A 20,456-nucleotide genomic window follows, 5' to 3' on the forward strand; every position below is an offset into this window, starting at 1 on the left:
CCAATCTGGTTATCCACAGGGCATGTGGATGAGAGGCGCCATCCTGTGGAGAACCCCCCTCAACCTGTGCACAGGGCAGGGGAAAGCGCTGTGGACAAACACACAGCCAAGTCGAGACTGCCCTTCTGACCTGCACTTCTGTCATCCACCGGCTGTTGAGGAGAAAAACTTTCCCGGCCGGGCCCAGATAACGACAAACGGCGCAGAGAAGATCACCGGCAGGGATGCCAAGTAAGTGATGAGAACCAGTTGCGATCATTACCTGTGGAAGATTGAATGGGACCTGTGAGCGAAGCCCTCCCGCGCCCGCGGCGCACCGCCCGGCGACCCGACCGCGAGATCCTCGCCCTGGCCGTGCCCGCCTTCGGCGCACTGGTCGCGGAGCCCCTGTTCGTCATGGCCGACAGCGCCGTCGTGGGCCACCTGGGCACCCCCCAGCTCGCCGGGCTCGGCATCGCCGCGACCCTGCTCACCACGGTCGTCGGCGTCTTTGTCTTCCTGGCCTTCGCCACCACCGCCGCGGTCTCCCGGCGGTTGGGTGCCGGAGACGTCCGGGCGGCCATCCGGCAGGGCATGGACGGCATCTGGCTCGCCCTGCTGCTCGGTGCCGGGATCGTCCTCGTCGCCCTGCCCGCCGCACCGGCGCTCGTCGAACTCTTCGGCGCCTCCCCGGCCGCCGCTCCGCACGCCACCGATTACCTGCGGATCAGCGCGCTGGGTATACCCGCCATGCTCGTGGTGCTCGCCGCCACCGGGGTGCTGCGGGGGCTGCAGGACACCCGGACCTCGCTCTATGTCGCTGTGGGCGGCTTCGCCGCCAACGCCGTACTCAACCTCGCCCTCGTCTACGGCGCCGGCCTGGGCATCGCCGGTTCCGCCTGGGGCACCGTCATCGCCCAGTCCGCCATGGCCGCCGTCTACCTCGCCGTTGTGGTACGGGGCGCGCGACGGCACGGGGCCTCGTTGCGGCCCGACGCCACCGGCATCCGGGCCTGCGCCCAGGCCGGGGCGCCACTGCTGGTCCGCACGCTCGCGCTGCGCGCCATGCTGATGATCGCGACCGCGGTCGCGGCCCGGCTCGGTGACAGCGAGATCGCCGGGCACCAGATCGTGCTCTCCCTGTGGAATCTGCTGGCCTTCGCGCTGGACTCGATCGCGATCGCCGGGCAGGCGATCATCGGCCACCGGCTGGGCGCGGGAGACGCCGCCGGAGCGCGCGAGGCCTGCCGCCGCATGGTGCAGTGGGGCATCGCCACCGGCGTGCTGCTGGGCGTGCTGGTGGTGGCCGCCCGGCCGCTGTTCATCCCGCTGTTCACCACCGACCCGGCGGTGCGGGACACCCTGCTGCCCGCACTGCTGGTGGTGGCCGTCACCCAGCCGGTGGCCGGCGTGGTCTTCGTCCTGGACGGGGTGCTGACCGGCGCCGGGGACGGACCCTACCTGGCCTGGGCGATGCTGCTGGTCCTGGCCGTCTTCGCGCCGGCCGCACTGCTCATTCCAGCGCTGGGCGGCGGGCTCACGGCCCTGTGGTGGGCGATGGCGCTGATGATGTCGGCGCGGATGCTGACGCTCTGGCTGCGAGCGCGGTCCGGCCACTGGATCGTCACCGGAGCGATACGGGGCTGATCAGCCGGCCGGCACGGTGAAGGGCCGCACCCCTGCCGGGTGCGGCCCTTCACCTGTCCTGCCGAGCGCGGCGATTACGCGGCGACGACCTCGACGCCCAGCTTGGCGACGACGTCGGCGTGCAGACGCACGGACACCTGGTGCGCGCCCAGGGTCTTGATGGGCGAGCCCACCTCGACACGGCGCTTGTCCACCTCGGGACCGCCCGAAGCCTTGATCGCGGAAGCGATGTCGGCCTGCGTGACGGAGCCGAACAGACGGCCGGCGTCGCCGGCGCGGACGACCAGGCGGACCTTGACGCCCTCGAGCCGGCCCTTGACCTCGGTGGCCTGCTCGATCGTGGCGATCTCACGGATCTTGCGACCGCGGCGGATCTGAGCGACGTCCTGCTCGCCACCCTTGGTCCAGCGGATCGCGAAACCGCGCGGGACCAGGTAGTTGCGGGCGTAGCCGTCCTTGACGTCGACGACGTCACCGGCGGTGCCGAGGCCGGAGACCTCGTGGGTGAGGATGATCTTCATTGCTTGGTCACCCTTCCCTTATCGCGCGGACGAGGTGTAGGGCAGCAGCGCCATCTCACGGCTGTTCTTCACGGCCGTGGCGACGTCGCGCTGGTGCTGAGTGCAGTTGCCGGTCACGCGACGGGCACGGATCTTGCCGCGGTCGGAAATGAACTTCCGCAGCATGTTCGTGTCCTTGTAGTCCACGTAAGCGGTCTTGTCCTTGCAGAACGCGCAGACCTTCTTCTTAGGCTTGCGCGGGGGCGGCTTAGCCATTGTCTCTCTCCAGTGTGATCAAGAAGTTTGTGCTGTCGCCCTCGGACCGGCGCATGGCCGGCCCGGGCCCATGGGGCCTAGAAGGGCGGTTCGTCGGAGTAGCCGCCGGCGGAGCCGCCAGAGTTGCCGGAGTTGCCGGAGCCGCCGCCCCAGCCGCCTCCGCCGCCGCCCTGCTGGCCGCCGGACGAAGCGCCAGTGGCCCACGGGTCGTCGGCGGGAGCCCCGCCACCACCCTGCTGACCGCCGGGACCGGAGCCCCAGCCGCCACCCTGGCCACCGCCGTTGCCGCCGCCATAGCCACCCTGGCCACCGCGACCGGTGGTCTTGGTGACCTTCGCCGTGGCGTTCTTCAGGCTGGGGCCGACCTCTTCGACGTCGAGCTCGTAGACCGTGCGCTTGACGCCCTCGCGGTCCTCGTAGGACCGCTGCTTGAGCCGGCCCTGCACGACGACGCGCATGCCGCGCTGAAGCGACTCGGCGACGTTCTCCGCCGCCTGCCGCCACACCGAGCACGTCAGGAAGAGGCTCTCGCCGTCCTTCCATTCGTTGGTCTGGCGGTCGAAGGTGCGGGGAGTGGACGCGACGCGGAACTTCGCGACCGCCGCACCGGACGGGGTGAAGCGCAGCTCGGGGTCGTCGACGAGATTGCCGACGACCGTGATGACGGTCTCGCCTGCCATGGGTGAACCTCTCGGCGGGTGTGCTGGCTGCTTGCTACTCGTTGCGATACAGCCCGATTACCTCTGAACCGGTGGGGTTCAGTGGGTCTCGGGACGGAGGACCTTGGTCCGGAGGACCGACTCGTTCAGGTTCATCTGGCGGTCGAGCTCCTTGACGACCGCAGGCTCGGCCTGCAGGTCGATGACCGAGTAGATGCCCTCGGGCTTCTTCTTGATCTCGTAAGCGAGACGACGACGGCCCCAGGTGTCGACCTTCTCGACCTTTCCGTTGCCCTCACGGACGACGGAGAGGAAGTTCTCGATCAGCGGGGAGACAGCGCGCTCCTCGAGATCGGGGTCGAGGATGACCATCACCTCGTAGTGACGCATGTGGAACCCACCTCCTTTGGACTCAGCGGCCACGGTCGATCCGTGGCAGGAGGGTCGTGATGCGTGAACAACGGTATCCGCCGACACTGACAACAGCGCAGACGATCAGCGGGAAGCCCCTGGGTAGCCCCTGGGACGAGGCTGGGTCTGGGCAGATACCGATGCAGACCGTACAGAGTACCCGCACCTCGGCCTCCGGTTGAAATCCGGCCGCCAGAGGCCACAATCTGTACCCATCGGGTGTGACCGGCGCCATAGTGCGCCGCCTGCCTTGAGGAGGTAACCCATGACACAGGCGGTCAGGCAACCCCATGGCTTGCGTGCCCTGATCAACTCCATACTCAACAGCGACGGCAAACCGCATCCCGTCGAGAACACCTTTGTCGCGCTGACGGTCGTGCTCGGCGCGCTCGCCTTTGTCTCCTCGGCCTTCAAGGACCTCCATCTGCTCAGCTCCTGGAGCGGGCTGGCGGGCGTCCTCACCGGGGCCTGGGGACAGTTCATCTCGGCCACCACCGGCGAGCGCTTCCTGCTGATCATCGGCCTCGGCGCCGCCGCCATCGGCCTCTTCCTCGGCATCGCACACGGCGGCCTCTTCGGCGGTGTGATCGGATAGCGGACGGTACGCCCAAACGGGGCGCTCCCCGGTCGCAGTAGGCTTCGGCGCGAGAGCCGGAGCCCCGACCCTGGGGACAAACCTGCCGAGGAGCGCCCCGCATGAGCCTGACCCTGAGGACCATCAGCCGAGAGCAGCATCTGGCATACATCCAGAGTCTGCCCGCTGCCAGTCACATGCAGGTTCCGGCCTGGGCGGACGTCAAGGCGGAGTGGCGCTCGGAGAGCCTGGGCTGGTTCGACCGGGCCGGACAGCTGGTCGGCGCCGGCCTCGTCCTCTACCGCCAGCTCCCCAAGATCAAGCGGTATCTGGCCTACCTCCCCGAGGGCCCGGTCATCAACTGGTACGCCCCGAACCTCGAGGACTGGCTCCAGCCCATGCTGACCCACCTCAAGAAGCAGGGCGCCTTCTCCGTGAAGATGGGCCCGCCCGTCGTCATCCGGCGCTGGGACGCGAACGCCATCAAGGCGGGCATCGCCGACCCGGACGCCAAGCGGCTGCGTGACGTCGAGGCCACCCACATCGAGCCGCGCGCCTTCGAGGTGGCCGACAAACTGCGCCGCATGGGCTGGCAGCAGGGCGAGGACGGCGGGGCCGGCTTCGGCGACGTCCAACCGCGCTATGTCTTCCAGGTACCGCTGGAGAACCGCTCCCTGGAGGACGTCCACAAGGGCTTCAACCAGCTGTGGCGGCGCAACATCAAAAAGGCCGAAAAGGCCGGTGTCGAGGTCGTCCAGGGCGGATACGAGGACCTGCCCACCTGGCAGCACCTCTATGAGATCACCGCGGAGCGCGACAAGTTCCGCCCGCGGCCGCTCGGTTACTTCCAGCGCATGTGGACGGCCCTCAACACCGAGGACCCCAACCGCATGCGGCTGTACTTCGCCATCCACGAGGGAGAGGCCGTCGCCGCCGCGACCATGCTGATCGTCGGCGGACACGTCTGGTACTCCTACGGAGCCTCGGCCAACCACAAGCGCGAGGTGCGCCCGTCGAACGCGATGCAGTGGCGGATGCTGCGCGACGCCTACGCGCTGGGCGCGAGCGTCTACGACCTGCGCGGCATCGGCGACGCCCTCGACGAGAGCGACCACCTCTTCGGTCTGATCCAGTTCAAGGTGGGCACCGGCGGGCAGGCCGCCGAATACCTCGGCGAGTGGGACTTCCCACTCAACAAGCTGCTGCACAAGGCTCTCGACATCTATATGTCGCGCCGCTGATCCACCTGCTTCATCCACACTCAGGGAAAGGTTCCGGGACCGGCCATGGCGCTCACGCTCTATGTCGACACCCAGCGCTGGCGGGCACACCAGCAGTCCGTCCTCCAGCAGTTCCCGGGCATCATCCCGGTCTGCAAGGGCAACGGCTACGGCTTCGGCCACGAACGGCTGGCCGAGGAGGTGACCGGCTTCGGCGCGGACACCATCGCCGTCGGCACCACCTACGAAGCGGCCCGGATGAAGGACCTCTTCGGCGGCGACATCCTGGTGCTCACCCCCTTCCGGCTCGGTGAGGAGCCCGTCCCGCTGCCCGACCGGGCCATCAGGTCCGTCTCCTCGGTCGAGGGGGTGCGCGGCCTGGTCGGCGCCCGGGTCGTCGTCGAGGTCATGAGCAGCATGAAGCGACACGGCATCAGCGAGGAGGACCTGCCCAAGCTGCACGCCGCCATCGAGGACGTGCGCCTGGAGGGCTTTGCGATACACCTGCCGCTGGACCGCGCCGACGGCACCACCGCCGTCGACGAGGTGGCCGCCTGGATGGAGCGGCTGCGCACCGCCCATCTGCCGCTGCACACCATGTTCGTCAGCCACCTCAAGGCCGATGAACTCGCCCGGCTGCAACAGCAGTTCCCACAGACCCGCTTCCGCGCCCGGATCGGCACCCGGCTGTGGCTCGGCGACCACGACGCCACCCAGTACCGGGGCGCGGTCCTGGACGTCACCCCCGTCTCCAAGGGGGACCGCTTCGGCTACCGCCAGCAGAAGACCGCCGGCGACGGCTGCCTCGTGGTGGTGGCCGGGGGCACCTCGCACGGCGTCGGCCTGGAGGCACCGAAGGCGCTGCACGGCATGATGCCTCGCGCCAAGGGCGTCGCCCGCGCGGGCCTGGCCACCATGAACCGCAATCTCTCGCCCTTCGTCTGGGCGGGCAAGCAGCGCTGGTTCGCGGAGCCCCCGCACATGCAGGTCTCCATCCTCTTCGTGCCGAACGATGCACCCGCCCCGCAGGTCGGGGACGAGCTGGTGGCCCATCTGCGGCACACCACCACCCAGTTCGACCGGTTGCTCGACCACTGATCCACCCCCGTGGAATCCGGGCCCGGGGCAGCGGCTAGCCGATGCCGCTGCTCCTGGTGCCGTCTTGGACATGTGTGCTTCCCAAGTGCTCCGCCTGCGTCGAGGAGCGCGCGAGGCCGAGGGTGAATATGTCCGGGGCGCCGTCCAGGACGCCGCCCGAAGGATCGTCCGAGCCGTCCTGGCGCACGACGTCCCGCTCCGGCATCAGGATGTCGCGGACCACCACCGCGCACAGGTAGAGCGTCCCCAACAGGTGCAGGACGATGGCCAGTTGGTAGCCCTCCACCGGCAGGCCCTGATGTTTGTCCCCGCTGCCCGTGTAGGCCAGATAGAACCAGATGCCCAGGAAGTACAGGACCTCGCACGCCTGCCAGACGAGGAAGTCGCGCCACTTCGGGCGGGCCAGTGCGGCCAGCGGGATGAGCCACAGCACATACTGCGGCGAATAGACCTTGTTGGTGAGGATGAACAGCGCCACGACCAGGAAGGCCAGTTGCGCGAACCGCGGCCGCCTGGGGGCTCGCAGGCCCAGGACACACAGGGCCAGGCAGCCGAGGACCATCAGCGCCGCGGTATAGGTGTTGACGTCCTCCAGCGGGTTGCCCGTGCGCTGGGAGATGAGCAGCCAGACCGACCCGAAGTCGACCGGCCGGTCCTGGCTGAAGACATAGAACTTCGCCCAGCCCGAGCGGATGTGGAAGCCCGTGGCGTCATGGGTGAGCATGACCGGCAGATTCACCACCAGCCAGGCTCCGACCGCCGAGGCCAGAGTCGTGCGGAAGGCCCGCCACCGCCCGGCCCTGAGACACAGGATGAACAACGGCCCCAGCAGGAGCAGCGGATATAGCTTTGCCGCGGTCGCCAGCCCGATGAACAGGCCCGCCAGGACCGGCCGGCCACGCGACCACATCAGCATCGCGGCGGCGGTCAGCGCGACCGCGAAGAGATCCCAGTTGATGGTGGCGGTGAGCGCGAGGGCCGGGGCAAGGGCGACCAGCAGGGCGTCCCAGGGGCGGCGGCGGTGGGTACGCGCCACACACACCACCACCACGACGGCACAGGCCATCAACATCCCGGCATTGGCCAGCCAGTTGTACTGCTCACGGTGCTGAAGGCTGCCGCCGCCCGGGGTGAGCAGCGCGGCGATCTCCATGAACAGCCCGGTGAGGACCGGATACTCCAGGTAGTCCATCTCGCCGAGACTCCGGGGAATCCGGTCGAGATACGGGAGGAGACCGGCGTCGAATCCCCGCCCGGCATACAGGTGCGGGATGTCGGAGTAGCAGGCGTGGGTGTACTGGGTGGTGGCGCCGAAGAACCAGCCGTGGTTGTAGCACGGCAGCTTCTGCACCATGCCCAGGGCGAACATGCCGATCATCACGAACGCGATCACCAGGGCCGGTACCGACCACCAGCCGCCGCCGGGCAGCGCTCGCCGCCCGGCCGGCCCACCGATGAGCTCACTGCCGGCGGCGGCCACTTCGTCTTCGACGGTGGGCCGTACAAGCTGGTCGTCCCGCACGCTCCTCATGCGCCCATCCTGCCGTACCCGGCAAAGGCCCGCTGGCGGCTGTGGAGGGGCTGCGGCTTGTGGATAACCGCGTCACACCTGGGGGTGGCCCGGAATCAGTGGCCGTCCATCCCACCCTCCATTTCACCGTCCATGCCGCCGAACAGGCCACCACCGCCCGGGCGCCGGGTCGGTCCCGGCGGTGGCGTCTCTCCGGGGTCACCGCCCGGGCCGCCCGTGGTGCCGGGCCCGCCCGTCGTGCCCTCGTTGGCGCCGCCGTTGCCACCGCTGCCACCGGGACGGCAGTGGTGGTCCAGCAGCGAGCATGGCCTGCTCGGCGACGCCGAAGCGGACGGGGGCGCCGAGACCGACGGCGAAGCGGACGGGGAGGCCGGGGCCGATGGCGAGGCCGATGGGGACGGGGCAGCGGGGGAGGGGCTGGCGCCGTCGCCGTAGATCTTCTCGCCGATCGGCTGGGGTGAGTCGAACTGCTCGACCGGCTGGCCCTTGAGGGCCTGACCCATGTAGTCCGCCCAGATCTCCGCCGGGAACGACGCACCGTGGATGGTGGGCTTGCCGCCCACCCCGCGCATGGACAGGAACTCCTGGTTCTTGGCGTTGGGGTTGACCCGGTACATGCCGATCGCCGTGGACAGCTGGGGGGTATAGCCCGCGAACCAGGCCGAACGGTTTCCGTCGGTGGTACCCGTCTTGCCCGCGACCGGGCGGCTTCCGAGTTTGGCCGCCGTGCCGGTGCCCGCCTCCACCACGGTCTTCAGCACATCGGTGACATTGTTCGCCACATTCGAGCTGAAGGCCTGCTTGTTCTGCCTCTCATGTGCGAAAGCCGGTTTGCCGTTCTTCTCCACCTTCTCCACCGAGTATGGATCGATCTGCAGGCCGCTGTCCGCGAAGGTCGCATACGCGCCCGCCAGCCGGATCGCACTGGGCGCCGAGGTGCCCAGGGAGAAGGTCGGGGTGATCGCGGCGAGCTGTTCCCTGTCCAGCCCGGCGCTCAGCGCCGCCTCCCGGACCAGGTCGGTGCCGACGTCCATACCGAGCTGGATATAGGGGGTGTTCACCGAATACTGCATGGCCGTACGCAGGCTGATGGTGCCCTTGTCCTCGCCGCCGTCGTTCTTCTGGTGCCACTCGCTGCCGTCCTTGTCGTGCCAGACGGCGCCGTTGTAGGTCCGCAGGGTCAGGGCGTTGTCACCGTTGTAAATGCTCTCCGGCGAGACGAGCGTGCGCCGGCTGTCACTCTGCTGCGGGCCGAGGGCGGGATTGCGCTTCCCGTGCGTCATGGCGGCGGCCAGCACAAAGGGCTTGAAGGTCGAACCCACCTGGACACCGGTGTAGTCGGCGTTGTTGGTGAAGTGCGTAAGCGCGTTCTCACCACCGTAAATGGCGACGATCTTGCCGGACTTGGGCTCCACCGAGGCACCGCCGAATTGTACGAACTGATCGACATCCCGCACATCGGGCTTGATGTTCGCCTTGCGCACGACCTCAACCGACTTCGACAGGGCGTCCACCTTGTCCCGGTCGAAGGTCGTGTAGATCTGGTAACCACCCTTGTCCAGCTCGCCCTTGCTGATCTTGGAGTGGGCGATGATGTAGTTGTCGGCGAGATCGGTGAGATAGCCGATCTGGCCGGCCCGGTTGGTCGCGGGCTTGGGCTTCTGGGGCTGGGGAAATCCCTTGGCGACCCATGAGTCGCGCTCGGCCGCCGGCATGTGGCCGACCTGGACCTCCCGGTCCAGGGTCCATTTCCAGCGCTCCGAGGCCCGCTTGAGATTCTTCTCCGGCGTCGCCGCCGGCCCCTGGCCGCCGTAAGGGTCATACAGATTCGGGCCGTTCAACGCCGCCGCCAGATAGGCGCTCTCGCTCGCCGTCAGGTCCGCGGAGTCCTTGTCGTAGTAGGCCCGCGCCGCGGCCTGGATCCCATAAGCACCACGGCCGTAATAGGCCGTGTTGAGGTAACCGGCGAGAATATCGTGCTTGTCCTGGGTGGCCCCCACCTTCACGGAGATCAGCAACTCGGTGGCCTTGCGCCTGAGCGTCTGCTCCTGGCTCAGATAGGTGTTCTTCACAAACTGCTGGGTGATGGTCGAACCGCTCTGTGTCTCACCGCCCTCCGCCATCTTGACGACCGCTCGCGCGATGCCCATCGGGTCCACGCCCCAGTCCTTGTAGAAACTGGCGTTCTCGGCGGAAATCACCGCGTTCTGCATGGACTTGGGGATCTGCGAGATCGGCACGATCTGCCGGTTGAGGTTGCCGCCACCGGCCACGACCATCTGTTTGCCGTCGGCCCAGTAGTAGACATTCTTCTGGACCTTCGAAGCCAGCTGAGCGCTCGGCACCTGCACCACCGCGAGGGCGACACCGACCGCGCCGACGACCAGCCCGACGAACGACGCGCAGACTCCGGTGACGAGCTTCCACGACGGAATCCAGCGCCACACACCGGACTTCCCCGCCCGCGGATAGTCGATGAAGCGCTTCCGGGCCGGTCTGCCGGAGCCTGCCGGGCGTCTGCGTCCGCCACCGCGCCGGGCCGCACGCCGGGCCTCGGCCCGGCCACCGTACCGGGTTTGGTGACCCGGGCCGGAGCCGGACACGGCGGAGCTGCTTCGTGGTGCGCCCCGGCGGCCGGACACCGGCTGCGGGGCCGCACGCCGGGCCGCGGCTCGTCCGCCGCCCTGCGGGCGCGACGGCTTGCGGCGATGCTCGCTCATCGAACGACTACTTCCTCGGGCAGGCGCTATCGCCTGGAAACGGCCGGTCCATTGCGTTCCCCCCGATGCGCGAACCGGCCCCCCTGAACGGCCGGACGCACCGCATGCGAGACGAGGACGCCAGTGGATGTCACCCGGTTCCCGGTGGTCTGCATGGCGCACAGACTACGCACGGTCAAATCCCGACCACTCTGGATGTTCACTCCAAATCAGGCCGCAGGTGTCCCACGATCCGGTGATGTGACCTCGTTCACCATTCCCCCTCTTGTCGACCTGAGGTACCCGTTCTATCGTCTGGATGTATCGAGTCGATACATCAGCTCGGCATAAGGGCTCAATAAGTGCGAGGGATGAAAGGACTAGGCTGTGGGGGACAAGGAGGCGAAACATGAGCAGACGCTCCGGCATCCTCGAGTTCGCCGTCCTCGGCCTGCTCCGCGAGTCCCCGATGCACGGCTACGAGCTACGGAAACGCTTGAACACCTCGCTAGGGGTGTTCCGTGCGTTCAGCTACGGGACCCTCTACCCCTGCCTGAAGTCCCTGGTGGCGAACGGCTGGTTGGTCGAGGAAACCGGGAGCGCCCCCGAGGACGCCCGGGCGGCGTCCCTGGCCGGACGGCGGGCGAAGATCGTCTACCGGTTGACGGCAGACGGCAAGGAGCACTTCGAGGAATTGCTCGCCCACACCGGCCCGGATGCGTGGGAGGACGAGCACTTCGCCGCCCGCTTCGCGTTCTTCGGGCAGACCTCTCGGGATGTACGGATGCGGGTGCTGGAAGGCCGCCGCAGCCGACTGGAGGAGCGCCTCGAGAAGATGCGCGCCTCCTTGGCCCGTACCCGAGACCGGCTGGACGACTACACCCTCGAACTCCAACGACACGGCATGGAGTCGGTGGAACGCGAAGTCCGCTGGCTGAACGAGCTGATCGAGAGCGAACGGGCCGGGCGTGACAAGCGCACCGGTTCGGACCAATGAGCCCTGCACTCCGCAGGGTTTCGTCGAGAAAACACAGGGAGCAACCGGAATGGGTTCGGTTCGCGTAGCCATCGTCGGCGTGGGCAACTGCGCCGCCTCGCTGGTGCAGGGCGTCGAGTACTACAAGGACGCCGACCCGAACAGCCGCGTGCCGGGTCTGATGCACGTGCAGTTCGGCGACTACCACGTACGGGATATCGAGTTCGTCGCCGCCTTCGACGTGGACGCGAAGAAGGTCGGCCTCGACCTCGCGGACGCGATCGGCGCCAGCGAGAACAACACCATCAAGATCTGCGACGTACCGACGGCCGGCGTCACCGTCCAGCGCGGCCACACCCTCGACGGCCTGGGCAAGTACTACCGCGAGACCATCGAGGAGTCCGCCGAGGCCCCCGTCGACATCGTCCGGATCCTCAAGGACAAGCAGGTCGACGTCCTGGTCTGCTACCTCCCGGTGGGCTCCGAGGACGCCGCCAAGTACTACGCCCAGTGCGCCATCGACGCCAAGGTCGCCTTCGTCAACGCGCTGCCGGTCTTCATCGCCGGCACCAAGGAGTGGGCGGACAAGTTCACCGAGGCGGGCGTCCCGATCGTCGGCGACGACATCAAGTCGCAGGTCGGCGCGACCATCACGCACCGTGTGATGGCCAAGCTCTTCGAGGACCGGGGCGTCGTCCTGGACCGCACGATGCAGCTGAACGTCGGCGGCAACATGGACTTCAAGAACATGCTCGAGCGCGACCGCCTGGAGTCCAAGAAGATCTCCAAGACCCAGGCCGTCACCTCCCAGATCCCCGACCGCGATCTGGGCGAGAAGAACGTCCACATCGGCCCGTCCGACTATGTGGCCTGGCTGGACGACCGCAAGTGGGCGTATGTGCGCCTCGAGGGCCGTGCCTTCGGCAATGTGCCGCTCAACCTGGAGTACAAGCTGGAGGTCTGGGACTCCCCGAACTCCGCGGGCATCATCATCGATGCGCTGCGCGCCGCGAAGATCGCCAAGGACCGGGGCATCGGCGGACCGATCCTGTCGGCTTCCTCGTACTTCATGAAGTCGCCGCCGGTGCAGTACTTCGACGACGAGGCACGGGACAGCGTCGAGAAGTTCATCAAGGGCGAGGTGGAGCGCTAGCGGAACAGGGCGCTGAGCGCTAGCGGAACAGGGCGCTGAGCGTCGGCCGATCGCACCGCGATCGTGGGCCCTTGGGGGAATTCCCCCGAGGGCCCACGCGGTATGTGAGGCTGGTCCGCATGCCCGTTGTGCGTGATCTTCGCGTCCTGCTCCACCTACGCGATTTCCGCCGCCTGTTGACCGTGCGGCTTCTCTCGCAGGCGGCCGATGGTGTCTACCAGGTCGCGCTCGCCGCATATGTGGTCTTCTCCCCCGAGAAACAGGCCTCCCCCGCCGCCATCGCCTCCGCCATGGCCGTACTGCTGCTGCCCTACTCGCTGCTCGGCCCCTTCGTCGGCGTGCTGCTGGACCGCTGGCGCCGCCGCCAGGTGCTGCTGCACGGCAATCTGCTGCGGGCCGTGCTGGCCGTCGTCACCGCACTGCTCATCGTGGTACGGGTTCCCGACTGGCTCTTCTATGTCTCCGCGCTGTCGGTCACCGCGGTCAACCGCTTTGTCCTGGCCGGACTTTCGGCTTCGCTGCCCCGCGTTGTCGACGGTCAGGAACGCCTGGTCATGGCCAACGCGCTCTCGCCGACCGCCGGTACCCTCGCGGCCACCGCGGGCGGTGGCGTGGCCTTCGCCGTGCGCCTCGCCGCTCCCGGCACAGTGGCCTCCAACTCCCTGGTGGTGCTTGTCGGCGCAGCGCTGTACCTATGCGCGGGACTCAGCTCGCTGCGGATGCCCGCCGGCCTGCTGGGCCCTGACGCATCGACGCCCAGGGTGCAGCTGCGTACGACCCTGATGGTCACCACCCACGGCCTGGTGGAGGGCCTGCGGCAGCTGGCGGCACGGCGTGACGCGGCCCGGGCACTCGCCGCGATGACGCTGATGCGCTTCTGCTACGGCGCGCTGACCGTCACCCTGCTGATGCTCTGCCGCTACGCCTGGACCGATACCGACTCCGCCGGACTGGCCCTGCTCGGTCTTGCCGTCGGCGTCTCGGGAGGAGGATTCTTCGCGGCCGCCGTGATCACCCCATGGGCAATCGCCCGGCTGGGGCGGCTGGGCTGGATCGTGGTCTGCGCCGCGGCCGCCGCGATCCTTGAACCCGCGCTGGGACTGCCCTTCGAGCCCGTGCCCATGCTCATCGCGGCCTTCGTCCTGGGACTCACCACCCAGGGCGCCAAGATCTCCACGGACACGGTGGTGCAGGCCACGGTCGATGACGCGTTCCGCGGCCGGGTCTTCTCGCTCTATGACGTCCTCTTCAATGCCGCCTTCGTCGGAGCGGCGGCCGTCGCCGCACTGATACTGCCGCACGACGGCCGGTCGGCCACCCTGGTGATCGGCGTCGCCGTGCTCTACGCGGCGGTCGCCGCCGCACTGATCGGAGGTGGCTCAGTTTCACGTGAAACACCGCCACGTGAAACACCGCCACGAGAGACCCCACCGCATGGAACATCACCGCACGGGCGCCGTTTCACGTGAAACATCACCGCGGTGGCCTCAGCCCTGCGCCGCCCACCACTCCTTGAGTGCGGCGACGGCCTCGTCCCGGCCCATCGGCCCGTGCTCGAGCCGCAGCTCCAGCATGTGCTGATACGCCTTGCCGACCTGCGGCCCCGGGCCGACACCCAGGATCTCCATGATCTCGTTGCCGTTCAGGTCCGGACGGATGGCATCCAGCTTCTCCTTCGCCTGAAGCTCGGCGATGCGCTTCTCGAGGCCGTCGTATGCCCGGGACAGCGCCATCGCCTTGCGCTTGTTGCGCGTCGTGCAGTCCGACCGGGTCAGCTTGTGCAACCGGTCCAGCAGCGGTCCCGCATCCCGCACATAGCGGCGAACGGCCGAGTCGGTCCACTCGCCCGTGCCATAGCCGTGGAAGCGCAGATGGAGCTCGACCAGCTTGGAGACGTCCTTCACCAGCTCATTGGAGTACTTGAGCTTGGTCATCCGCGACCTGGTCATCTTGGCGCCCACCACCTCGTGGTGGTGGAAGGAGACCCGGCCGTCCTTCTCGAAGCGCCGCGTCTTCGGCTTGCCGATGTCATGCAGCAGCGCGGCCAGGCGCAGCACCAGGTCCGGACCGCCATCCGGCTGATCGGCCGGGGCCTCAAGGGCTATGGCCTGGTCCAGGACGGTGAGCGTGTGCTCGTAGACGTCCTTGTGCCGGTGATGCTCGTCGCTCTCCAGGCGCAGGGCCGGGAGTTCCGGCAGCACGAGGTCGGCGAGCCGGGTGCTGACCAGCAGCCGCAGCCCCTTGCGGGGATGGTCGGAGCGGATCAGCTTGTTCAGCTCGTCCCGGACCCGCTCGGCGGAGACGATCTCCAGGCGGGCGGCCATCTCCATCATCGCGGTGATCACCTCGGGCGCGACCTCGAAGTCGAGCTGCGCGGCGAAACGTGCGGCGCGCATCATGCGCAGCGGATCGTCGGAGAACGACTCCTCCGGGGTGCCGGGGGTGCGCAGAACCCGTGCCGCGAGGTCTTCCAGGCCGTTGTGCGGGTCGATGAACTCCTTCTCCGGGAGCACGACGGCCATTGCATTGACGGTGAAGTCCCGGCGGATCAGGTCTTCCTCGATGGAGTCACCGTAGGAGACCTCCGGCTTCCGCGAGGTCCGATCGTAGGCTTCTGACCGATATGTCGTGATCTCCAGGTCGAAGCCGGACTTGCGGCATCCCACGGTGCCAAAGGCGATGCCGACCTCCCAGACGGAATCCGCCCAGGGGCGGACGATCTTGAGCACATCGTCCGGGCGGGCGTCGGTGGTGAAGTCCAGGTCGTTGCCGAGGCGGCCGAGCAGCGCGTCCCGTACCGATCCGCCGACCAGGGCGAGTGTGAACCCGGCGGCGCGGAAGCGGCGGGCGAGGTCGTCGGCCACGGGGGACACCCGCAGGAGCTCGCTCACGGCGCGGCGCTGCACCCGGCTGAGCTCGTTGGTCGGCGTGGGATGGCTGTTGTTGGCATTCGGCACAACAGAAGAGAGTACGTGGCGTACGCCCAACGAGCCTCCTCACCAGCGGATGCACCGTGACGGGCATCACAAAGCAGGCGCAGCAGGACATCGAGCAGCGTAGACGATCTTGTACTGCGGTCCGCAGCACTTCGCCACAGCAGGTCTCGTTACCATTCGTGGACGCACATCCGACGACCACTGACGACGAGAGACGGGCGAGCGCGTGGCCGAGGCGGCAGAGTTCCAGGAGACGTTCCAGGGGACGACGCCCGCTTCCGCCTGCCGGTGGTTCCGGCCCGCCGCGATCCTGCTCGCCGGGATGCTGCTGTTCACGGGCCTGACGCAGCTGTCGATGGCACCCGCCGCGCACGCGGACGCCATGGGCTCCCGCACCGTGGGCATCTCCATCGACTCACTGACGCCCGTCGCGCCGACGCAGGGCGACACCCTCACCATCTCGGGCACGATCACCAACAACGGAAAGTCGCCGGTCACGGGCGCCCATGTGGGGCTGCGGGTGGGCTCGCTGCTCAGCACGCGCAGCGACATCGACGCCATCGGTGACCGGACCGGCTTCTCACCGGGCACCGACGGCGCCGAGCTGACCGGCCACACCGAGAAGATCGGCAAGCTGTCCCCGGGCGTCAGCAGGGAATTCAGCCTGACCCTGCCCGCGAAAGACCTCAATCTCGACGGTGACGGCGTCTACCCGCTGGGCGTCTCACTGTCCGGGCAGACCGCCGACCAGCCGTATGAGCAGGTGCTCGGCATCAAGCGGACCCTGCTCCCCTGGCAGCCGTCCGCGATCGACGGCAAGAAGACCCGGCTCACCGTCTTGTGGCCGCTCATCTCCAGCACGCACCTCACCGCGCGCATCGAATCCGACCAGCAACAGACGCCGGTCTTCCCCAATGACGCCCTGGCAGCTGAGCTGGCACCGGGTGGCCGGCTGCAGCAGCTCGTCGCGCTGGGCAAGAACCTCCCGATCACCTGGGTGATCGACCCCGATCTGCTCGCCACGGCCGAGGCCATGACGAAGAGCTACCACGTCGCCGGACCGGACGGCACCATCACTCCCGGCCGGGGCCAGGCGGTGGCCAAACAGTGGCTCAGCCAGCTGCAGGGCGCGGTGGCCGGTCATCAGGTGGTGGCACTGCCGTTCGGCGACCCCGACATCGCCTCGCTCACCCACAACGGCAAGGACGTCCAGGACTCCCTCAGCCACCTCCAGCCCGCCACGGAGCTCGCCGCGACCACCGTGGACACCATCCTCGGGGTGAAGCCGCGCACGGACTTCTCCTGGCCCGTGGACGGCGCCGTCGACTCCTCGATCGTGGGCGTGGCCACCTCGGCCGGTGCCCACAATGTGATCGCCCGCAGCGACAGCATGCGGGAGTCCGGTGGTTCCCCGTACGCCCCCACCGCGGCCCGGCAGATCGGCGGCGGGAACACGGCCATCGTCGCGGACGCCCGGCTGTCCACCGCCTTCCAGGGCGATCTGACGCGGGCGGGCGACTTCTCACTGGCCGTGCAGCAGTTCCTGGCCCAGAGCCTCATGGTGAACAAGCAGGCGCCGGAGAACGAGCGCAGCATCGTCGTCGCCCCCCAGCGCATGCCCACCACCAGCCAGGCACACGCGATGGCGGCCGCGCTCGGCGGCCTCACGGACGAGCGCTGGACGCATCCCCTCGACCTGGGCGACGCGGCCAAGGCGAAGCCCGACCCGGCCGCGAACCAGCACCTCCCCGGCTCCGGCTCGTACTCGGGCTCCCTGCGCGCGCAGGAACTGCCCCGCAGCGCGTTCCAGGACATTCAGAAGACCCAGGACGCCCTCGATCGCTTCAAGGTGATCCTGACCTCCCAGGACCGGGTCGTCACCCCGTTCGGCAGCGCGATCATGCGCGAGATGTCCACTTCCTGGCGGGGCAACCCCGAGGGCGCGGCCGGATTCCGCAGCGACGTGCAGGCACAGCTCACCAGGCTCACCCATCAGGTGCAGCTGGTGCCCAAATCCGATACGACCCTGTCCGGACGCAGCGCGACGATCCCGATCACCGTGCGGAACGGCCTGCTGCAGCCCATCACCGGGCTGCGCCTGGAGCTGGAGTCCTCGCAGCCGAACCGCCTCAAGGTCGACAAGTCACAGCCGATCAAGATCAACGGCAGTCGCAGCCAGTCCGTGAAGTTCGAGACCCGGGCCTACGCCAATGGTCCCGTGAAGGTGACGGCCCGGCTCTACACTGCCGACAACCAGCAGTACGGCGATGAGATGACGTTCGTCGTGCATGTCACCTCCATCACCCCTATGGTGCTGCTGGTCATCGCCGGTGGCGTTCTCCTTCTGGTCCTCGCCGGGCTCCGGATCTACCTCAAGCGCAAGCGGTCGGGCAGCCGGAAGGCCGGGGAGGACGGGCCACGGGGCGATGACGAGGGCGGTTCCCACGAGGACGGAAACGGTGACGGCGAGCCCGAGCGGCCCGGTGGCCGATCCATGGAAGCCGGATCGCAAAGCGGTGACCCATCCGGCTCGGGTGAGAGAGTGGAACGTTGACGTGTCGTGGGCCGCTCGGCCGCGGACTGATGAGGTGGGGTAGCGATGAACGCGCCGTACGAGGGTGACCGCGGCCAGGGCGCGGGTGGTGATCAGCGGGGCCAGTACCCGCCGGCCCCGCCCGTCCCTGACGCGCAGCACCCGGAACCGTACGCCCAGGACCCCTACCTGCGGGACGCCTACGCCTCCGACCCGTACCCGGATCACGACCCGGCCGCCCAGGATCCGGTGGCCGGCGCCCCGTACCCGCCCCCGCCACCGGGCGGCTATCAGCAGCAGGGCTACCAACAACAGCAGCCGTGGCCGCCCGTGGTCCAGCCCGAGGGGCCCGTGCACGGCTACGGTGACGACGCCGCCACCCAGCTGATCAACATGGGCGGCTACCCGGGTACGGCCCCGGTACAGCCCCCTCAGCAGGATGCGTTCGCTCATCTCTTCCGTGACCAGCAGCAGCCGCCACAGCCATACGAGCCGACGCAGCCTCCGCAGGGGCAGCAGGGCCCGCCGGCGGGTTTGTATGTCCCACCGCCCTCCGAACCACTAGCTGCCGAACCCCTCGACGAGCAGGAGCCCGTCCCGGCCGCTCCGGCGAAGAGCGGCAAGGCGGCGAGCCTGCTGAAGTCGAGCGCGCTGATGGCGGCGGGGACGATGGTGTCCCGGCTGACCGGCTTCGTTAAGTCCGCTCTTTTCGTCGCCGCGCTCGGCAGCGGGGCGCTCGGAGACACCTACAGCCTTGCGACCATGCTGCCCGCGATGGTCTTCTTCCTGACTATCGGCGGCGGCCTCAACTCGGTCTTCATTCCCCAGCTTGTCCGCTCCATGAAGGAGGACGACGACGGTGGAGAGGCCTACGCCAACCGGCTGCTGACACTGGTCGCCGTGATCCTCGGTGCTCTGGTGCTGATCACCGTCCTCGGTGCGCCACTCCTGGTCCGCCTGATGTCGCCCACCTTCGCCGACGATCCTGCGAAGAATTCGGTCACCATCGCCTTCATCCGCTATTGCATGCCCACCATCTTCTTCATGGGGATCCATGTGGTGATGGGGCAGATCCTCAATGCGCGCGGCCGCTTCGGAGCCATGATGTGGACCCCGGTCCTCAACAATGTCGTGGTCATCGCCGCTTTTGGACTGTTCATCGGGGTCTACGGCACCTACGGTGAATCCGGCATGGATGTCGGCTCGATTCCACCCGAGGGTCTGCGGCTGCTGGGGGTCGGCACCTTGCTGGGGCTTGTGGTGCAGGCCCTGGCGATGATCCCGTATCTACGGGCAGCCGACTTCAGGATCCGGCCCCGGTTCGACTGGCGCGGCCACGGCCTGGGCAAGGCGGCCAAGCTGGCCAAGTGGACGATGCTGTTCGTGCTCGCCAATCAGGCCGGCAACCTGGTGGTCACCTGGCTGGCCACTGCGGCCCAATCTGCGGCGGGCAAGGACGGTTCCGGCCTGACCGCCTACTCGCAGTCCCAGCTCATCTGGAACATGCCCCAGGCCATCCTCACCGTCTCGATCATGGCCGCCATGCTGCCGCGTCTATCGCGCTCCGCGCTCGAGGGAGACGCAGCCGCGGTCCGGGACGACATCTCCCAGGGGCTGCGCACCTCCGCCGTGGCCATCGTGCCCGTCGCCTTCGGCTTCGTCGCCCTCGGCGTCCCGATCTGCACTCTGCTCTTCGGCTCATCCGGCATCGAAGGCGCCCGCTCCATGGGCCACGTCCTGATGGCCTTCGGCCTCGGCCTGATCCCGTTCTCTGTGCAGTACGTCGTCCTACGTGCCTTCTATGCCTACGAGGACACTCGCACGCCCTTCTACAACACCGTCATCGTCGCCGCCGTGAACGCGGCCGCCTCGGGCCTGAGTTACCTCCTACTGCCCGCCCAGTGGGCGGTGGCGGGCATGGCCGCCTCCTACGGGCTCGGCTACGCGGTCGGCGTCGGCGTCGCCTGGAAGCGGCTGCGCAACCGGCTCGGCGGCGACCTGGACGGTGCGCGGGTGATGCGTACCTACGCCCGCCTGGCCGGTGCGTGTATCCCCGCGGCCCTGATCAGCGGAGCCATCGCCTACGGCATCGGCCAGGTGCTGGGCGGCGGCGTGGCAGGCTCGCTCGCCGCTCTGGCCGGTGGCGGACTGATGCTGATCGCCGTCTTCTACATCGCCGCGAAGCGCATGCGCATCGAGGAGCTCACCGCCATGGTCGGAATGGTCCGGGGACGGCTGGGGCGCTGAGCCGCCGAGCACAACCT

At 68.3% G+C, this 20,456-nt stretch carries 16 protein-coding genes; 9 read left to right on the top strand and 7 right to left on the bottom strand.

Features of this window, described 5'->3' with window-relative positions:
• Window positions 1-285 precede the first annotated feature (285 nt).
• Window positions 286-1,626, top strand: a complete 1,341-nt coding sequence (locus ABCR83_RS03585) for an MATE family efflux transporter (RefSeq protein ID WP_462693246.1) — start codon at window positions 286-288, stop codon at window positions 1,624-1,626.
• Window positions 1,627-1,700: 74 nt separating this feature from the next.
• Here the strand turns inward: ABCR83_RS03585 and rplI are convergent, their stop codons facing one another.
• The 4 genes from rplI to rpsF form a co-directional block, all read right to left on the bottom strand.
• On the bottom strand, window positions 1,701-2,147 hold the full coding sequence (gene rplI, locus ABCR83_RS03590; RefSeq protein WP_462693248.1) for a 50S ribosomal protein L9: 447 nt from the start codon (window positions 2,145-2,147) through the stop codon (window positions 1,701-1,703).
• Window positions 2,148-2,165: 18 nt separating this feature from the next.
• Entirely contained in the window at window positions 2,166-2,402 is a 237-nt protein-coding gene (gene rpsR / locus ABCR83_RS03595; RefSeq protein ID WP_004950692.1) for a 30S ribosomal protein S18, read from the bottom strand.
• A 77-nt stretch (window positions 2,403-2,479) separates the two neighbouring features.
• A complete protein-coding gene (locus ABCR83_RS03600) occupies window positions 2,480-3,082 on the bottom strand; it encodes a single-stranded DNA-binding protein (protein WP_462693250.1) in 603 nt (200 codons plus the stop codon).
• A gap of 78 nt (window positions 3,083-3,160) precedes the next feature.
• The gene (gene rpsF, locus ABCR83_RS03605) at window positions 3,161-3,451 is read right to left on the bottom strand and encodes a 30S ribosomal protein S6 (protein ID WP_004950685.1); all 291 of its coding nucleotides are present in this window, start codon (window positions 3,449-3,451) and stop codon (window positions 3,161-3,163) included.
• A 286-nt stretch (window positions 3,452-3,737) separates the two neighbouring features.
• Here rpsF and ABCR83_RS03610 point away from each other — a divergent pair, with 286 nt between their 5' ends.
• The 3 genes from ABCR83_RS03610 (at window position 3,738) to ABCR83_RS03620 (ending at window position 6,364) form a co-directional block, all read left to right on the top strand.
• Window positions 3,738-4,067, top strand: coding sequence for a hypothetical protein (locus ABCR83_RS03610; RefSeq protein ID WP_462693252.1), 330 nt, complete (start codon window positions 3,738-3,740; stop codon window positions 4,065-4,067).
• Between the two features lie 101 nt (window positions 4,068-4,168).
• Window positions 4,169-5,287 (top strand): lipid II:glycine glycyltransferase FemX, encoded by a 1,119-nt coding sequence (locus tag ABCR83_RS03615; protein WP_462693254.1) that lies wholly within the window; start codon window positions 4,169-4,171, stop codon window positions 5,285-5,287.
• A 45-nt stretch (window positions 5,288-5,332) separates the two neighbouring features.
• Window positions 5,333-6,364 (top strand): alanine racemase, encoded by a 1,032-nt coding sequence (locus ABCR83_RS03620; RefSeq protein ID WP_462693256.1) that lies wholly within the window; start codon window positions 5,333-5,335, stop codon window positions 6,362-6,364.
• A 34-nt stretch (window positions 6,365-6,398) separates the two neighbouring features.
• Here ABCR83_RS03620 and ABCR83_RS03625 read toward each other — a convergent pair whose 3' ends face one another.
• Window positions 6,399-7,895 carry a glycosyltransferase family 87 protein gene (locus ABCR83_RS03625; RefSeq protein ID WP_462693258.1) on the bottom strand — a complete coding sequence of 499 codons (1,497 nt, stop codon included), beginning with the start codon at window positions 7,893-7,895 and terminating at the stop codon, window positions 6,399-6,401.
• Between the two features lie 95 nt (window positions 7,896-7,990).
• Entirely contained in the window at window positions 7,991-10,615 is a 2,625-nt protein-coding gene (locus ABCR83_RS03630; protein WP_462693260.1) for a transglycosylase domain-containing protein, read from the bottom strand.
• A 388-nt stretch (window positions 10,616-11,003) separates the two neighbouring features.
• Between ABCR83_RS03630 and ABCR83_RS03635 the strand changes: the two genes are divergently transcribed.
• From ABCR83_RS03635 to ABCR83_RS03645, 3 genes are all read left to right on the top strand, one after another.
• Window positions 11,004-11,591 (top strand): PadR family transcriptional regulator, encoded by a 588-nt coding sequence (locus ABCR83_RS03635; protein WP_462693262.1) that lies wholly within the window; start codon window positions 11,004-11,006, stop codon window positions 11,589-11,591.
• A 49-nt stretch (window positions 11,592-11,640) separates the two neighbouring features.
• On the top strand, window positions 11,641-12,723 hold the full coding sequence (locus ABCR83_RS03640; protein ID WP_462693264.1) for an inositol-3-phosphate synthase: 1,083 nt from the start codon (window positions 11,641-11,643) through the stop codon (window positions 12,721-12,723).
• 119 nt (window positions 12,724-12,842) lie between these two features.
• Window positions 12,843-14,192 carry an MFS transporter gene (locus tag ABCR83_RS03645; RefSeq protein ID WP_462693266.1) on the top strand — a complete coding sequence of 450 codons (1,350 nt, stop codon included), beginning with the start codon at window positions 12,843-12,845 and terminating at the stop codon, window positions 14,190-14,192.
• 18 nt (window positions 14,193-14,210) lie between these two features.
• On the opposite strand, the gene ABCR83_RS03650 is transcribed toward ABCR83_RS03645, so the two are convergent.
• The gene (locus ABCR83_RS03650; RefSeq protein WP_462693268.1) at window positions 14,211-15,680 is read right to left on the bottom strand and encodes a CCA tRNA nucleotidyltransferase; all 1,470 of its coding nucleotides are present in this window, start codon (window positions 15,678-15,680) and stop codon (window positions 14,211-14,213) included.
• Between the two features lie 205 nt (window positions 15,681-15,885).
• Here ABCR83_RS03650 and ABCR83_RS03655 point away from each other — a divergent pair, with 205 nt between their 5' ends.
• Both ABCR83_RS03655 and murJ read left to right on the top strand, forming a co-directional pair.
• Window positions 15,886-18,213, top strand: a complete 2,328-nt coding sequence (locus ABCR83_RS03655; RefSeq protein WP_462693270.1) for a DUF6049 family protein — start codon at window positions 15,886-15,888, stop codon at window positions 18,211-18,213.
• 45 nt (window positions 18,214-18,258) lie between these two features.
• Window positions 18,259-20,439, top strand: a complete 2,181-nt coding sequence (gene murJ, locus ABCR83_RS03660) for a murein biosynthesis integral membrane protein MurJ (protein ID WP_462693272.1) — start codon at window positions 18,259-18,261, stop codon at window positions 20,437-20,439.
• Window positions 20,440-20,456 lie beyond the last annotated feature (17 nt).

Source organism: Streptomyces xingningensis (assembly GCF_054957865.1).

What these genes read in the sequence shown, in the direction of transcription:
- murJ (WP_462693272.1), top strand. Translation starts at nt 18,259, where the DNA reads ATGAACGCGCCGTACGAGGGTGACCGCGGCCAGGGCGCGGGTGGTGAT.
- ABCR83_RS03630 (WP_462693260.1), bottom strand. Translation starts at nt 10,615, where the DNA reads ATGAGCGAGCATCGCCGCAAGCCGTCGCGCCCGCAGGGCGGCGGACGA.
- rpsR (WP_004950692.1), bottom strand. Translation starts at nt 2,402, where the DNA reads ATGGCTAAGCCGCCCCCGCGCAAGCCTAAGAAGAAGGTCTGCGCGTTC.
- ABCR83_RS03635 (WP_462693262.1), top strand. Translation starts at nt 11,004, where the DNA reads ATGAGCAGACGCTCCGGCATCCTCGAGTTCGCCGTCCTCGGCCTGCTC.
- ABCR83_RS03645 (WP_462693266.1), top strand. Translation starts at nt 12,843, where the DNA reads ATGCCCGTTGTGCGTGATCTTCGCGTCCTGCTCCACCTACGCGATTTC.
- rpsF (WP_004950685.1), bottom strand. Translation starts at nt 3,451, where the DNA reads ATGCGTCACTACGAGGTGATGGTCATCCTCGACCCCGATCTCGAGGAG.
- ABCR83_RS03610 (WP_462693252.1), top strand. Translation starts at nt 3,738, where the DNA reads ATGACACAGGCGGTCAGGCAACCCCATGGCTTGCGTGCCCTGATCAAC.
- ABCR83_RS03615 (WP_462693254.1), top strand. Translation starts at nt 4,169, where the DNA reads ATGAGCCTGACCCTGAGGACCATCAGCCGAGAGCAGCATCTGGCATAC.
- ABCR83_RS03600 (WP_462693250.1), bottom strand. Translation starts at nt 3,082, where the DNA reads ATGGCAGGCGAGACCGTCATCACGGTCGTCGGCAATCTCGTCGACGAC.
- rplI (WP_462693248.1), bottom strand. Translation starts at nt 2,147, where the DNA reads ATGAAGATCATCCTCACCCACGAGGTCTCCGGCCTCGGCACCGCCGGT.
- ABCR83_RS03640 (WP_462693264.1), top strand. Translation starts at nt 11,641, where the DNA reads ATGGGTTCGGTTCGCGTAGCCATCGTCGGCGTGGGCAACTGCGCCGCC.
- ABCR83_RS03620 (WP_462693256.1), top strand. Translation starts at nt 5,333, where the DNA reads ATGGCGCTCACGCTCTATGTCGACACCCAGCGCTGGCGGGCACACCAG.
- ABCR83_RS03625 (WP_462693258.1), bottom strand. Translation starts at nt 7,895, where the DNA reads ATGAGGAGCGTGCGGGACGACCAGCTTGTACGGCCCACCGTCGAAGAC.